This window comes from Parapedobacter composti (genome assembly GCF_900112315.1).
Classification (GTDB): Bacteria; Bacteroidota; Bacteroidia; order Sphingobacteriales; family Sphingobacteriaceae; genus Parapedobacter; species Parapedobacter composti.
In genome coordinates, this window is record NZ_FOLL01000015.1 from 15,779 (window position 1) to 29,162 (window position 13,384).

At 47.9% G+C, this 13,384-nt stretch carries 15 protein-coding genes; 14 read left to right on the forward strand and 1 reads right to left on the reverse strand.

Features of this window, described 5'->3' with window-relative positions; genetic code table 11:
* Positions 1-64 precede the first annotated feature (64 nt).
* Positions 65-949, forward strand: a complete 885-nt coding sequence (gene fabD / locus BM030_RS14490; RefSeq protein WP_090974331.1) for an ACP S-malonyltransferase — start codon at positions 65-67, stop codon at positions 947-949.
* Positions 950-977: 28 nt separating this feature from the next.
* Here fabD and metK read toward each other — a convergent pair whose 3' ends face one another.
* On the reverse strand, positions 978-2,231 hold the full coding sequence (gene metK, locus BM030_RS14495; RefSeq protein ID WP_090974332.1) for a methionine adenosyltransferase: 1,254 nt from the start codon (positions 2,229-2,231) through the stop codon (positions 978-980).
* 189 nt (positions 2,232-2,420) lie between these two features.
* Between metK and BM030_RS14500 the strand changes: the two genes are divergently transcribed.
* From BM030_RS14500 to BM030_RS14565, 13 genes are all read left to right on the forward strand, one after another.
* On the forward strand, positions 2,421-3,296 hold the full coding sequence (locus tag BM030_RS14500; RefSeq protein WP_090974430.1) for a diacylglycerol/lipid kinase family protein: 876 nt from the start codon (positions 2,421-2,423) through the stop codon (positions 3,294-3,296).
* 5 nt (positions 3,297-3,301) lie between these two features.
* Complete coding sequence (locus BM030_RS14505) at positions 3,302-3,649, forward strand: translation initiation factor (protein WP_170845751.1); 348 nt, start codon at positions 3,302-3,304, stop codon at positions 3,647-3,649.
* 296 nt (positions 3,650-3,945) lie between these two features.
* The gene (locus BM030_RS14510) at positions 3,946-4,773 is read left to right on the forward strand and encodes a MotA/TolQ/ExbB proton channel family protein (protein ID WP_090974334.1); all 828 of its coding nucleotides are present in this window, start codon (positions 3,946-3,948) and stop codon (positions 4,771-4,773) included.
* 73 nt (positions 4,774-4,846) lie between these two features.
* Positions 4,847-5,473, forward strand: a complete 627-nt coding sequence (locus BM030_RS14515) for an ExbD/TolR family protein (protein WP_090974335.1) — start codon at positions 4,847-4,849, stop codon at positions 5,471-5,473.
* A gap of 37 nt (positions 5,474-5,510) precedes the next feature.
* Complete coding sequence (locus BM030_RS14520; protein ID WP_090974336.1) at positions 5,511-6,062, forward strand: ExbD/TolR family protein; 552 nt, start codon at positions 5,511-5,513, stop codon at positions 6,060-6,062.
* 25 nt (positions 6,063-6,087) lie between these two features.
* Positions 6,088-6,924, forward strand: coding sequence for an energy transducer TonB (locus BM030_RS14525; protein ID WP_090974337.1), 837 nt, complete (start codon positions 6,088-6,090; stop codon positions 6,922-6,924).
* Between the two features lie 291 nt (positions 6,925-7,215).
* Positions 7,216-8,124: a PstS family phosphate ABC transporter substrate-binding protein gene (locus tag BM030_RS14535; RefSeq protein WP_090974339.1), complete on the forward strand. Its 909-nt coding sequence runs from the start codon at positions 7,216-7,218 to the stop codon at positions 8,122-8,124.
* A gap of 94 nt (positions 8,125-8,218) precedes the next feature.
* The gene (locus BM030_RS14540) at positions 8,219-9,946 is read left to right on the forward strand and encodes a tetratricopeptide repeat protein (RefSeq protein ID WP_090974340.1); all 1,728 of its coding nucleotides are present in this window, start codon (positions 8,219-8,221) and stop codon (positions 9,944-9,946) included.
* A 119-nt stretch (positions 9,947-10,065) separates the two neighbouring features.
* Positions 10,066-10,443: an NADH-quinone oxidoreductase subunit A gene (locus BM030_RS14545; RefSeq protein ID WP_090974341.1), complete on the forward strand. Its 378-nt coding sequence runs from the start codon at positions 10,066-10,068 to the stop codon at positions 10,441-10,443.
* Between the two features lie 121 nt (positions 10,444-10,564).
* Entirely contained in the window at positions 10,565-11,116 is a 552-nt protein-coding gene (locus BM030_RS14550; protein WP_090974342.1) for an NADH-quinone oxidoreductase subunit B, read from the forward strand.
* Complete coding sequence (locus BM030_RS14555) at positions 11,109-11,612, forward strand: NADH-quinone oxidoreductase subunit C (RefSeq protein WP_090974343.1); 504 nt, start codon at positions 11,109-11,111, stop codon at positions 11,610-11,612. The genes BM030_RS14550 and BM030_RS14555 overlap by 8 nt, the downstream gene beginning before the upstream one ends.
* Positions 11,613-11,624: 12 nt before the next feature.
* On the forward strand, positions 11,625-12,860 hold the full coding sequence (locus BM030_RS14560; protein ID WP_090974344.1) for an NADH-quinone oxidoreductase subunit D: 1,236 nt from the start codon (positions 11,625-11,627) through the stop codon (positions 12,858-12,860).
* Positions 12,853-13,383, forward strand: a complete 531-nt coding sequence (locus tag BM030_RS14565; RefSeq protein ID WP_090974345.1) for an NADH-quinone oxidoreductase subunit NuoE family protein — start codon at positions 12,853-12,855, stop codon at positions 13,381-13,383. The genes BM030_RS14560 and BM030_RS14565 overlap by 8 nt, the downstream gene beginning before the upstream one ends.
* Position 13,384: the final 1 nt, after the last annotated feature.

Sequence of the window (13,384 nt, forward strand, 5' to 3'; positions counted from 1 at the left end):
TCGGCATATTCCCTATATTTGTCCCATTTGGAAGCATTGTATAGATTAATAAACTGAACGAAAGATGAAGAAAGCGTATATATTTCCGGGGCAAGGAGCCCAATTTGTAGGCATGGGGAAAGACCTGTATGACCATAATGATGAGACCAGGTTCTTATTCGAACAGGCAAACGAACTGCTCGGCTTCCGAATTACCGATGTCATGTTTGAAGGTACAGATGAAGATCTCAAGCAAACGAAAGTTACACAACCGGCCATTTTCCTGCATTCAGTAATATTAGCTAAAGCACTCGGCAAGGCGTTTGATCCACAGATGGTGGCGGGACATTCTCTGGGCGAATTTTCGGCTTTGGTGGCAGCGGGGGCGCTAAGCTTTGAAGACGGCTTGAAACTGGTGGCTGCACGGGCTAATGCGATGCAGAAAGCTACGGAAATCCAGCCGTCTACCATGGCTGCCGTCCTTGGGCTGGACGACTTTACCGTGGAAGATATTTGTCAGCGCATAAGCGATGTGGTGGTGCCAGCCAATTATAATTGTCCCGGCCAACTGGTGATTTCCGGAACAATTGCAGGTGTAGATAGGGCCTGTGAACTGCTCTTGGAAGCTGGAGCTAAGCGTGCGCTTAAGCTCAATGTGGGCGGAGCGTTCCATTCGCCCCTGATGGAGTCGGCAAAGGTAGAACTGGAAGCGGCCATCGCGGAGGTGGAAATTAAAAAGCCGGTATGTGCGGTTTATCAGAATATTGATGCAAAGCCGCACGCTGATCCGGAGGCTATCAAGCGAAACCTTATCGACCAGCTTACCGGACCGGTGCGTTGGACACAGAGCATCCTGCATATGGTTGAAGACGGCGCAGCATCCTTCACGGAGGTTGGGCCGGGCAATGTGTTGCAGGGGCTGGTGAAGAAAATAAACAGACAGGCCGTCACGTCAGCAGCAACGCTTTAAAGGAGCGGCCGGTCTGCGTTACCGGCCGTCAAAGGCTGAAAGCAGCTTTAACCTTGTCGACATAATCAAGCTTTTCCCAGGTGAACAGCTCCACTTCCAGGGTTTTGGTTTCGCCGTTGCTGTTTTCAAATGTTTTGGTGACGGTTTGCGGAACCCGGCCCATATGGCCGTAAGCCGCCGTTTCGGAATAGATAGGGTTGCGCAACTTTAGGCGGGTTTCGATACCATAAGGCGTCATATCAAACAGTTCGTGGATTTTTTCCGCGATTTCGGCGTCAGACAGGTTAACCTTGGCCGTGCCGTAGGTGTTGACATAAATTCCGATGGGATCCTTCACACCAATGGCATAGGATATCTGTACCAATAGCTCATCGGCAACACCGGCAGCCACCAGGTTTTTTGCGATGTGGCGCGTTGCGTAAGCCGCCGAACGGTCCACTTTTGAAGGATCCTTGCCCGAAAAGGCACCGCCGCCATGGCCGCCCTTTCCGCCATAGGTATCTACGATGATTTTACGGCCGGTAAGACCGGTGTCTCCATGTGGTCCGCCGATGACAAACTTACCCGTCGGGTTGATATGGTACTTAATGTCGTCAGTAAATAATTGTTGTAATTCAGGCTTGAGCTGAGACTTAACCCTGGGTATGAGAATATTAATGATGTCCGATTTGATTTTTTCAAGCATAGCAGCTTCTGTTCCGAACTCATCGTGTTGTGTAGACACAACAATGGCATCGATACGGCTTGGCCTGTGGTTATCGTCATATTCAAGTGTTACCTGAGCCTTGGAATCCGGCCGTAGGTAGGTGATATCTTTGTTTTCACGGCGTAAAGCGGCAAGCTCATATAACAACCTATGGGCGAGATCTAGCGCTAACGGCATCAGGTTATCGGTTTCGTTATTGGCATAACCAAACATGATGCCCTGGTCTCCGGCTCCCTGCTCCTGCTTCTCTTTCCGGTCTACCCCTTGATTGATGTCGGGCGATTGCTCGTGGATGGCCGATAACACGCCGCAGGAATGGGCTTCAAACATATATTCGGATTTCGTGTAGCCGATACGCTCAATAACCGAACGAGCGATTTTGGGTACATCAATATATACCGTTGATTTTACTTCGCCAGCAAGCACAACTTGGCCGGTAGTGACCAATGTTTCGATGGCTACCCGGGAGTCGGGGTCCCAAGCCAAAAAGTTATCGATTAGCGCATCGGAAATCTGATCCGCTATTTTATCGGGATGTCCTTCCGAAACGGACTCTGAAGTGAATAAATAAGGCATAGTGGTGTTCTATTTGCGATGCAAAGCTACGATACTTTTATGGTTTTCAAAATGATGGGGTTCCGGTTCGTGGCCAGTACCGCGGAATCTGGGGGTCCAATATTAAATTTTTATCAATTGTTACAACACTTATCAAAATTTAACGTTTATGCTGATACATTTGTGGTGCTAAATACGGACCAATCTGACATGGGAAAGAAGCGGGTGCTCTTTGTGGTAAATCCGATATCCGGTGGGAAGAAGAAAAAAGGCTTCGAAAAACGTGCGCTTGAAGACCTGGATACTTCTTTGTACGATGCGGAGTTTGTGTGTACCCAGTATGCTAACCACGCTTATGAACTGGGGGCTGAGGCAGTAGCCGACGGGGTGGACGTGGTTGTGGCAGTGGGGGGCGACGGCACCATTAATGAAATTGCCTCGGCGCTGAATGGCACGTCTACGGCGTTGGGAATTGTACCCGAGGGATCGGGCAACGGACTGGCGTTGTACTTGGGTATCCCACTTAATGAACGAGCGGCGGTGCGCAGGTTAAACCGGATGGAAAGCATGGTTATTGATAGCGGAAGCATTAACGGATTACTTTTTTTCAATATGGCGGGCATCGGATTCGACGCGTCTGTAAGTGATCGTTTTGCGAACGACAATATACGGGGGGCTATCGGTTACCTGAAGGCTGTCATGACCGAAATCAGTACCTATAAGCCCCAGCATTACCGGTTAACCATCGACGGACAATCCTTGGAACGAGAAGCGTTGATGATCAGCGTAGCGAATTCCCCGCAATACGGCAACAATGCGCATGTGGCTCCGCAGGCATCCGTTACGGACGGTATATTGGATGTGTGTATCATACATAAATTTCCGCTGTATATTTTTCCGATGATGGTATTCCACTTGTTCAATAAAACGGCTGATCAATCCGAGTATGTAGAAATTATTCCCGGCAGGCAAATCCGCATCGTCCGCGAATCCGCCGATGCCGTGCATGTGGACGGCGAACCCAAAGCATTAGGCCCGGTGTTGGACATCGAAGTGAATCCAAGTACATTGAGAATTATCTGTTAGATGCAATGAAAAAAAAGAAACAAAAATATACAGGTGTTGTATATTCCACGGCCGATAATTTCGTTTATCAAGAAGAGGAATCAACGCAAGAAGAAGTGACGCTGCCCAATCAACAGCAGCAGCTTCGGGTGATGTTGGACCGGAAGATGCGCGGCGGGAAGGTGGTCACCTTGGTAACGGGGTTTGTGGGTACGCAGGCCGATTTGGAGGCGTTGGGAAAGCGGCTTAAACAGCAATGTGGTGTGGGCGGAAGTGCTAAAGATGGCGAAATCATCATACAAGGCGATTTTAAGCAGCGCGTCTTGCAATTGCTGTTAGACGCCGGATATCGGGCTAAACAAGTGGGTGGATAACCCAATTTACCAAAAAGAGATATTTAATGATTAATTTGCAATTACAAAAAAAAATAGTTTTCATTGTAAAAAAATTGCTTCCGCATTACAGAAGCATGTTTTGTCGGGGAGGTGTTGATGCTGCTGCTGCGCACTCCTTAGTATGATAAGATTTACTGACAATTATTGACAAACGTTTTGTTTTTAGTTTAAAACACTATATTTGCTTTGCCCTTATATGAGGGTATTAAGGTTAATTTGCACAAATTACTTAAAAATCATATTTAACAACATTAAAATCTAAAAATTCAAAAAAAATGGCAAACGCACCAAAAACAAGTACAGCAAAAGAGAAGAGCAATTCAAGTTCGAATGTTTTTGCAAGTCTGGCAATTATTTTCTGTTTCATTGTAGGGATATGTGTTTATAAATTCATTCTGGGCGATCCGTCCAACTTTATAGACAACAATCCGGAGAACCAGCCCCTTCCGGGTAACTATTACGGTATGATGTATCATGGCGGGCCGGTAATCCCCGTCTTATTATCATTGTTTTTGATGGTGTTTATGTTCGCTATAGAGCGCTTTATCGTAATCGGAAGAGCTTCTGGAAAAGGAAACGTAGGCAACTTTGTGCGGAAAATACAGTCGCTGATAGGTGGTGGTAATATTGATTCCGCTATCGCAGAGTGTGACAAGCAAAAAGGTTCTGTGGCCAACGTTATCAAATCAGGTTTGTTGAAATATAAAGACGTATCGGCTAATCCTAATCTTGACATCGAGCAAGCTACGGTAGCTATCCAGAAGGAAATTGAAGAAGCTACAGCGTTGGAGATGCCGATGCTGGAGAAAAACCTGACGATTATGGCTACCTTGGTTTCCATTGGTACACTGACTGGTCTGTTGGGTACAGTTACCGGGATGATCCGTGCATTTGCTGCATTGGCTACCGGTGGGGCTCCGGACTCTGCACAGTTGGCAAACGGTATCTCTGAAGCGTTGATGTGTACAGCAACCGGTATCGCTACTTCTACCTTTGCGATCGTATTCTATAATATCTTCACCTCGAAAATCGATACATTGACGTACTCTATTGATGAGGCTGGTTTCTCGATTGTACAGACGTACGCAGCCAGTCATAAATAGGAAATTTCATCCGGTTTATGGAAAACCGGATGAATGTGCATCTTATCAGTAACGAGTAGTAAAAAGTACGATTATGCCAAGGGTAAAAGTTAAACGAGCCAGTACGACAATAGACATGACGGCAATGTGCGATGTGTCTTTCTTGCTGCTCACATTTTTTATATTGACGGCTACGGCCCGTCCGCAGGAGCCGTTACAGGTGGATACCCCAGCCTCTGTTACACAGGTGAAGGTGCCCGACGAAAATCTCGGACTTATTACCGTGGGGGATAATGGGAAGCTGTTCTTTGGCGTTAAAGGGCGGGATATCCGGTCCCGGATGCTCGAGTTAATGTCTGAGAAGTATAGCGTTCCATTCACTGCTGAGGAAAAGGCAGAATTCTCGTTGATGGAAACATTCGGTGTACCCATAGGGAACCTTAAGCAGGTGATCAATATGGAACCGAGTGACCGGGTTCGCCCGGGGCTCCAGCCCGGAATACCTGCAGACACTACCAAGGACCTGTCCAATCAGCTGTTCCATTGGATTTATTCAGCACGCGTGGCAACCAAGGAGCTTAAGAATGAAGAAATGCGGCTTTCGATCAGGGGAGATGCCAATGAGAAGTATCCCGCTATCAAGCAGGCAATTGACATCCTTCAGAGCCAGGGCGTAAACAAGTTCAGCTTGCTTACCAGCCTGCGTAGTTCGGATTTTTAATGGGGAGTTTTTAAAAACAGATTAAGATTTTAATGCAATGGCAGAATTAAATCAAGATAGTGGCGGTGGTAAAAAGGGCGGTGGCAAGGTAAGAAGTAAAAAGCAGGGCGGTCGGGTAGACCTGACAGCCATGGTGGATTTGGCTTTCTTGCTGATTACGTTCTTTATGCTTACCACCTCATTGAATAAACCGAACGCCATGGATGTGGCCATGCCAGACAAGAATGAAGAAGATCCGGAAGATAGGCTGGAAGTAGCGGACAACCGCACCTTGACGCTCCTTTTAGGATCCAACAACAAAATTGAATGGTACTTAGGCCAGTATAGCGAGCCCATAGAAGGGCCTGAGATTGCTGACTATGGAAAGGATGGAATACGCCCGATACTGCTCAAAAAAATGCAGGAAGTGCAACAAAAGACCGGTCAGGGCTTAATCATTGTGATTCGTCCGAGTGAAAAAGCAACCCACCGGAATTTGGTGGATATCTTGGATGAGATGAATATCGTGGAGGCTAAGCAATATATGATCGGGACCATCAGCGAGCCGGAAATCGAAGCCTTGAAACGGGACGGTTTATATAACGATTGATAGTCACCACATAAAACAATAGATTATGTTTGGATCGAAGTTAGATATTTTTAAGAAAGAATGGCTCGATGTGGTGTTCGAGGGGCGGAACAAGGAATACGGGGCGTATGACCTGCGTAACCTTTCGCCGAAGGCTACCAATATTGGGCTGGTCGTGTCGACCGTTGCCTTCGTCTTGCTGTTGATGGCGCCGGCTATCGCAAGGTGGATCGGCGTTGAAGATGCATCGGAGGTGGAAACGGAAAGGGTTATCGAAACGGTGGTGGAGCTATCAGAGCCGCCGCCCGTGAATGAGGAAGAACCCCCTCCCCCTCCTCCTGTTGAGCCGCCACCACCAAGGGTGGATCAGGTGCGGATGCCTGAACCCAAAGTAGTTCCGGCGGAGGAAGTTCGCGACGAAGAACCTCCTACGGTTGAGCAGTTGAAGCTGGCGGATCCGGGGTCGAAAACGATAGAGGGAGATCCCAATGCGGATATCCGCATCGATTTGCCTGTAGGTGAAGGTGAGCTTGACGCTGAAGTAACCGAATCGGGATCAAGCAATGAAATCTTCCACTCCGTGGAAGTTCAGCCGCAACCGCCCGGTGGTATGGCCGCGTTCATGAAATGGGTAGGTGACAATTACCGTTATCCGCAGGCCGCTATCGAAGCCGGCGTGAATGGATTGGTGCAAATTTCGTTTGTGGTAGAGCGCGATGGAAGCCTCACCGACCTGAAGGTTGTAAGAGACTTGAAGTATGGCACGGGCGAAGCAGCAATAGAGTTGCTTAAGAAGGCCAAGAAATGGCAGCCAGGTGTGCAGAACGGTCGGCCCGTACGGGTGGCCTATACACTGCCCATCCGGCTTAACATCCAACAGTAGGTATATTGGCACCAAGTTATCACAGTGACAATAACGGCAGACAGAAATCGCCCAGTAAGCGGTTTCTGTCTGTTTTGGGCCTGTTTATGTTTGGCTTTTATTTCGCACTTGGTGTGGTGATTATCTTTTGGAAGGAATTTCCGATCCGTATGGAAAGCACATACCGGGTGCTTTTTGGAGTGTTACTGGTGGTATATTCATTTTTCCGATTCGTGCGGCTATGGCAAAGCAGGTGACAAGGGGAGACGGGCGGCGGGATTTTTTTGAAAAACCGGTTTTTTTTTCATAGCTATGAAAAAATTGCTATTATTACCACTCGTTTTTGGCGCAGCGTGCTGCTTATGGTCCTGCAACAGCGGGGAACCCAGGGAGGACAGGACCATCGTAAGCGGGCAGTTGAATGTGCTGACAGATGAGAGCCTGCTTCCTATTATGGAAGAGCAGGTGACGGTTTTTGAACACCTGTACAGGCGGGTGGACGTGGTACTGTCAGACGCGCCGGAAAACCAGGTGGTAGCTAAGCTGCTGAACCAGTCAGCGGAAGTTGTAGTGCTGACAAGGCTGCTAACGGAAGAGGAAAAAAAGTTCTTTGAGACACGGCAGTTTGAGCCACGCGTGCATCAGTTTGCAACGGATGCCGTGGCACTGATTGTGAATAAAGGGAATCCTGATTCGGTGATCACCGTGGATGATATTGTACGGATAATGCAGGGGAAACAGTCGGCGGACCGGGTGGGTCGATTAGTTTTCGATAACCCGAATTCCAGTACGGTTCGTTTCTTGAAAGCGTTGGCTGAGGTGGATTCGCTACCTTCTACAGGCGTATATGCATTGAAGTCTAACGCTGAAGTGCTGAAACATGTGTATGAAACGCCTCAGTCGGTAGGTGTTCTGGGGATTAATTGGATTGTGAGGCCGGATAGCAGTTTGGCGCGGTACGTGGATGGTGTGAAGGTGTTGGCCGTGAGGAATCAGGCCGGTAAGAATGGTGATGATGGGTATTATAAGCCCTCTCAATCAGTATTGGCCGAAGGACGTTATCCGCTATCCCGCCCGGTTTATGTGATCAATGCTGAGCCTCGCCGGAGTTTGGGTATGGGGTTTGCAGCGTTTTTAACCGGCGTGACAGGGCAACGGATTGTTCTCAAATCAGGATTAATGCCGGATAGCCTGCCGCCGAGGGAAATTATAATTAGATAGGGGCAGGTAGAAAGGCGGGCGGATGCCCATGAATTTGTTGCCATGGACGGCAACTCGATATAGGGAAATATAGGTTAAACTAAATAGGATTAAAATGATGAAGAAAGCAATGATATGGGGTATATCCCTTGCTTTTGTGATTACCGGTGCACGGGCGCAAAGTGTGAGTGATGCGAGGAAGGCCATTGATGCGGAACAGTATGCCCAGGCTAAGGGAATGTTGGAAACGCTGGTGAAGAACAAGCCCAAGGATGGAGAGAATTACTTTTATTTAGGGCTTGTGTATATACATAATGATCACCTTGATTCGGCCAAGACGGTTTTTGACCAGGGTTTAGCGGCCGATCCGAAGAACAACCTGAACAAGGTTGGGCAGGGAATGGTCGATTTGTATAAAGATGATGCCAGCAGCGCTGCTGCGAAATTTGCCGAGGCAACCGCGAAGTTAAGGCGGAAAGAATATTTGGAGTTATACCACATCGGGCGGGCGTACATCGACGCCCCAGAGCCTGATTATCAGAAGGCCGTGCAGTATTTGGATCAAGCAAAGGCTAAAAACGCGCAGGATCCGATGATTCCACTGGCCTTAGGAGATGCTTATCTGGCAATGAAAGATGCGAGTAAAGCGTATGTAAATTATCGTGAAGCATCTACATTGGATAATACGCTTACGCGTGCCAGGGTACAGATGCAGGTGATTGTGCGGGGTTCCCATGCTTGGCAGGAGGCGATTGACGGCCTGAAGCAGATTGCAGAAGAGGTGCCAGATTATGCACCGACATACCGTGAGCTGGCTGAAACCTATCATGCATGGGCTGTTCAGGCCACATCAATCGATGACTATAAAGAACGCAATAAGCAAGCTGTAGAGTATTACAAGCAGTATATGGACAAAACGGACTATACGGTAGATTCCCGTATCCGTTATGCCGACTTCTTGGTCTATGCGAGGGATTATACCGAACTGCAGGAACAAGCGCGGGCGCTCGCTGAGCTGGAAGATGTTAACCCGAAAGTATTGCGTTATCTCGGATATGCGGCGTATGAAAATAAGCAGTTTCAAGAAAGTAAAGATGCCTTGGAGAAGCTGTTTACGCGTATGGAGGCAGAGCGGATTATCCCCAGGGATTATTTGCATCTCGGACTTGTAGACATTGGTCTTGCCGTGGAGAAAGAACCGGTTGACGAAGCGCTCTTTGATGAAGGCATTGCGCAATTGAAAAAGGCGGTCGCTGCGGATTCCTCTATAGCCGATGATTTGCATGAGGTGGGTATGGATCTTGTTACCAATAAGCGGAAGTATGCTTTGGCGGCAAAGGTTTTTGAAATTCCTGCGTCAACACCGACTTCCAGAAATCATGTCTACGACAATTTCTATGTTGGTTTTGCCACCTATTATGGTGTGGCAACCAAGCAGTTGGCTGAAGAACCGGCCCGCACCGAATGGCTTCGTAAGGCGGACACCGCGCTCGGCCTTGTAATTGAAAAGGCCCCAACTACCCAAGATGCTTATCTGTTCAGGGCACGGATAAACAATCTGTTGGACGACAGTGAAAAGCCACAGGGATTGGCTGTCCCCTACTTCTTGAAATATATTGAAGTGGTTAAAGAAAAAGGTGATGCAGACGTGCAAAAAGCCAAGAATAATTTCATTGAAATTTATAATAACTTGGCTGCTATCGCTGCGAAAAACGGTGAATACCAACAAGCCCGGGATTACCTGAACGAAACACTGAAGCTGGACCCGGCAAACGAGTACGCGAAACAGACATTGATGTATCTCGAGCAGGCTTCGACTTCAACCGGCAATACCAGCCGATAATATCCGGTCTATTGTCTTGTATGATTATAATAAAGCGCTAATCTTGAAATTAGCGCTTTATTTTTTTAGCTTTGCAGGCACGATTGATGGTGTCTTTCATTAAAATGCAGTAAGGAATCATGGAAACAGAAGTGTCTAATTTGCCAAGTGATTATTTGCCCATATTGATCCAGTTCGGTGTTGCGGTGGTATTTTCGGTGGGAGTGATTTTGCTGACACACGTTATCGGGCCGAAGGTCCGCACGGATACCAAGTTGGGGGCGTTTGAATCGGGGGTGGAGGTTATCGGCAATGCCCGCCAACCGTTTTCTATCAAATATTTCATTGTGGCCATTCTCTTCGTAATTTTCGATATTGAGGTTATATTCATGTATCCCTGGGCGGTGAACTTCCGGGAGTTCGGTTTGTCAGGCTTGATTGAAATGTTCATCTTTATGGGATTACTGCTCCTCGGCTTCATTTATGTCATCAAAAAACGCGTGCTGGAATGGGATTGACGGGATATTAGACTGTTTCTAAATAAGATTATTGGCCCGTTAAAAGGACAATATATCGTAGCTTTGTACCTATCAGATGTTTCTGGTAGGTTTTTTTATTTAGAAAGGTTAGGAGTTAGCTATGAGCGACATAAAATTGGCCGAGGCTCCTCCCGGCATTCAAGGCTCCGGGTTTTTTGCTACTTCGCTGGATAAGGTGATTGGGTTGGCGCGGGCCAACTCGCTGTGGCCGCTTCCTTTTGCCACGTCATGCTGTGGCATTGAGTTTATGGCGACCATGGCGGCGACATATGATGCCGGACGGTTCGGTATGGAACGGAATAGTTTTTCGCCCCGCCAGGCGGATATGTTGATGGTAATGGGTACGATTGCCAAAAAGATGGCTCCTGTGCTCCGCCAAGTATATTCGCAGATGGCTGAACCCCGTTGGGTGATAGCCGTGGGGGCGTGCGCCTCCAGTGGTGGTATATTTGATACGTATTCCGTGCTGCAAGGCATAGATGAAATCATCCCGGTGGACGTTTATGTGCCGGGCTGCCCGCCCAGACCAGAGGCTATCTTGGACGGCGTCATGCAATTGCAGGAGATTGTAAAGAATGAATCGTTGAATAGACGGCAAACGCCGGAATATAAAGCGCTGTTAGAGAAATACGGATTTCATACCAATGGCTAAACTAAGTAATGAGAGGGTTGTAGAGTGCCTTAATAAGCGGTTTGAGGGGCGCTTCAGCCAACTTGAAGAAGCCTACGGCTTACTGACAATCGAAACCAATAAAGAGGATATTCTTGATGTTTTGGAGCTCCTGAAAACCGATGAAGAGCTGCAGTTCATTTACCTCACGGATATCACAGCGGTGCATTATCCAGAATTGCCAAAAGAATTTGCGGTGGTGTATCACTTACATAGCTTGGTAAATAATATCCGTATCCGAATCAAAGTGTTCTTGGAAGGAACATATCCGGCTATTCCTACGGCAACAGTGCTCTGGAAGGGGGCGAATTGGATGGAACGCGAGACGTATGATTTTTATGGAATCCAGTTCGTTGGGCATCCTGACCTGAGGCGTATCTTGAATATGGATGACATGGAAGCCTTCCCGATGCGCAAAGAACACCCATTGGAAGACCCAAACAGGGTAGATAAAAAAGATTATTTCTTCGGTAGATAGGGGGACTTGATTATGAGCAACTCAGTTAGCAAGACATCGAATAATAAGCCGATTTATGCCGATAAGGAACTACAGGAAGAGCTTTTTACGCTTAACCTGGGGCCAACGCATCCGGCCACGCACGGCGTATTTCAAAATGTGTTGCAGGTAGACGGCGAGCGGATAGTCAGCGGGGTGTCCACCATCGGTTATATCCATAGGGCTTTTGAAAAAATTGCCGAAAGACGGGCATACTACCAGATTACTACGTTGACTGATCGGCTAAACTACTGCTCGGCCCCTATCAATAATATGGGGTGGCATATGACGGTAGAAAAGCTACTCGATATTGAACTTCCCAAACGGGTGCAATACATGCGGGTGATTGTGATGGAGCTTTCACGCATTGCCGATCATATTATCTGCAACGGTATCCTTGGGGTTGATACGGGCACCTTTGCCGGATTTATCCCGATGATGATTAAACGGGAGTTTATCTATGAGATATTCGAAGAGATCTGCGGTGCACGGCTAACCACCAACATCGGCCGTATAGGCGGGTTCGAACGCGATTTTAACGGTGTAGCATTCGCTAAAATCAGGCAATTCGTAAAAGAGTTTCCTGCTGTACTGAAGGAATTTGAGGCGCTGCTGGAGCGCAACCGCATTTTTATCGAGCGAACGGCTGGTGTGGCAGCGGTTGACGCTGAAACTGCGCTTAACTACAGCTGGAGCGGCCCGATACTGCGGGCAACGGGAATCGACTATGATGTGCGGGCCAATGAACCCTACTCATCATACGAAGAGTTTGATTTTGAGATACCGGTGGGAACGAACGGTGATGTGTACGATCGTTTTCTCGTGCGCAATCATGAAATGTGGCAAAGCCTCCGTATCATTGAACAGGCTCTTGCCAAAATTGAGAAGGAGCCAAAAGGTATTTTTCACGCGGATGTGCCCGATTTTTACCTGCCACCAAAAGAGCAGGTTTATAACAATATGGAAGCCCTGATTTATCATTTCAAAATAGTGATGGGCGAGATAGACGCGCCAAAGAAGGAACTGTATCATTGTGTGGAGGGAGCTAATGGTGAACTGGGATTTTATCTGATCAGTGATGGGGGGCGTTCGCCCTATCGCTTGCATTTCCGTAGGCCTTCATTTATCAATTACCAGATGTATGCGCCAATGAGCAGTGGTATGTTACTGTCGGACGCCATCATCAACATGAGCAGCTTAAACATCATAGCAGGAGAACTGGATGCTTAGTGTCAAAGAAAATGAACCCGTGGTATTTACCGATGAGATGCTCGGTAAGTTTGCCGAAATCGTAGCCCGCTACCCGGAAGGGCGGCAAAAGTCAGCCTTATTACCCATATTGCACGAAGTGCAGGCTCAATATGGTTGGCTGAGCGTGCCGGCCATGGATAGTGTAGCCGCCTATCTGGAGTTGGAACCGATCGAGGTGTATGAGGTAGCTACGTTCTATACCATGTTTTTCTTGAAGCCGCAGGGCAAATTTGTGCTGGAAGTCTGTCGCACAGGGCCTTGTTGCCTGGTAGGTGCAGAGCGTATCATGAAACACATCGAAACCCGGCTGGGAGTCAAAGAAGGTGAAGTTACTCCGGACGGCCTGTTCAGCTGGCGCGGCGTGGAGTGTTTGGCTGCCTGCGGCTACGGGCCGGTATTGCAGATTGGGCCGGAATATACGTTCTATGAGAACCTGACGGCGGAAAGCATCGATAAATTAATTGAGGATTTAAAAGACAAAGCTGCGGCTGGTAGCCGGTAGC

Bases quoted from the DNA above. Each gene is read 5' to 3' on its own strand.
- fabD (WP_090974331.1), top strand. From the start codon at position 65: ATGAAGAAAGCGTATATATTTCCGGGGCAAGGAGCCCAATTTGTAGGC.
- metK (WP_090974332.1), bottom strand. From the start codon at position 2,231: ATGCCTTATTTATTCACTTCAGAGTCCGTTTCGGAAGGACATCCCGAT.
- BM030_RS14500 (WP_090974430.1), top strand. From the start codon at position 2,421: ATGGGAAAGAAGCGGGTGCTCTTTGTGGTAAATCCGATATCCGGTGGG.
- BM030_RS14505 (WP_170845751.1), top strand. From the start codon at position 3,302: ATGAAAAAAAAGAAACAAAAATATACAGGTGTTGTATATTCCACGGCC.
- BM030_RS14510 (WP_090974334.1), top strand. From the start codon at position 3,946: ATGGCAAACGCACCAAAAACAAGTACAGCAAAAGAGAAGAGCAATTCA.
- BM030_RS14515 (WP_090974335.1), top strand. From the start codon at position 4,847: ATGCCAAGGGTAAAAGTTAAACGAGCCAGTACGACAATAGACATGACG.
- BM030_RS14520 (WP_090974336.1), top strand. From the start codon at position 5,511: ATGGCAGAATTAAATCAAGATAGTGGCGGTGGTAAAAAGGGCGGTGGC.
- BM030_RS14525 (WP_090974337.1), top strand. From the start codon at position 6,088: ATGTTTGGATCGAAGTTAGATATTTTTAAGAAAGAATGGCTCGATGTG.
- BM030_RS14535 (WP_090974339.1), top strand. From the start codon at position 7,216: ATGAAAAAATTGCTATTATTACCACTCGTTTTTGGCGCAGCGTGCTGC.
- BM030_RS14540 (WP_090974340.1), top strand. From the start codon at position 8,219: ATGATGAAGAAAGCAATGATATGGGGTATATCCCTTGCTTTTGTGATT.
- BM030_RS14545 (WP_090974341.1), top strand. From the start codon at position 10,066: ATGGAAACAGAAGTGTCTAATTTGCCAAGTGATTATTTGCCCATATTG.
- BM030_RS14550 (WP_090974342.1), top strand. From the start codon at position 10,565: ATGAGCGACATAAAATTGGCCGAGGCTCCTCCCGGCATTCAAGGCTCC.
- BM030_RS14555 (WP_090974343.1), top strand. From the start codon at position 11,109: ATGGCTAAACTAAGTAATGAGAGGGTTGTAGAGTGCCTTAATAAGCGG.
- BM030_RS14560 (WP_090974344.1), top strand. From the start codon at position 11,625: ATGAGCAACTCAGTTAGCAAGACATCGAATAATAAGCCGATTTATGCC.
- BM030_RS14565 (WP_090974345.1), top strand. From the start codon at position 12,853: ATGCTTAGTGTCAAAGAAAATGAACCCGTGGTATTTACCGATGAGATG.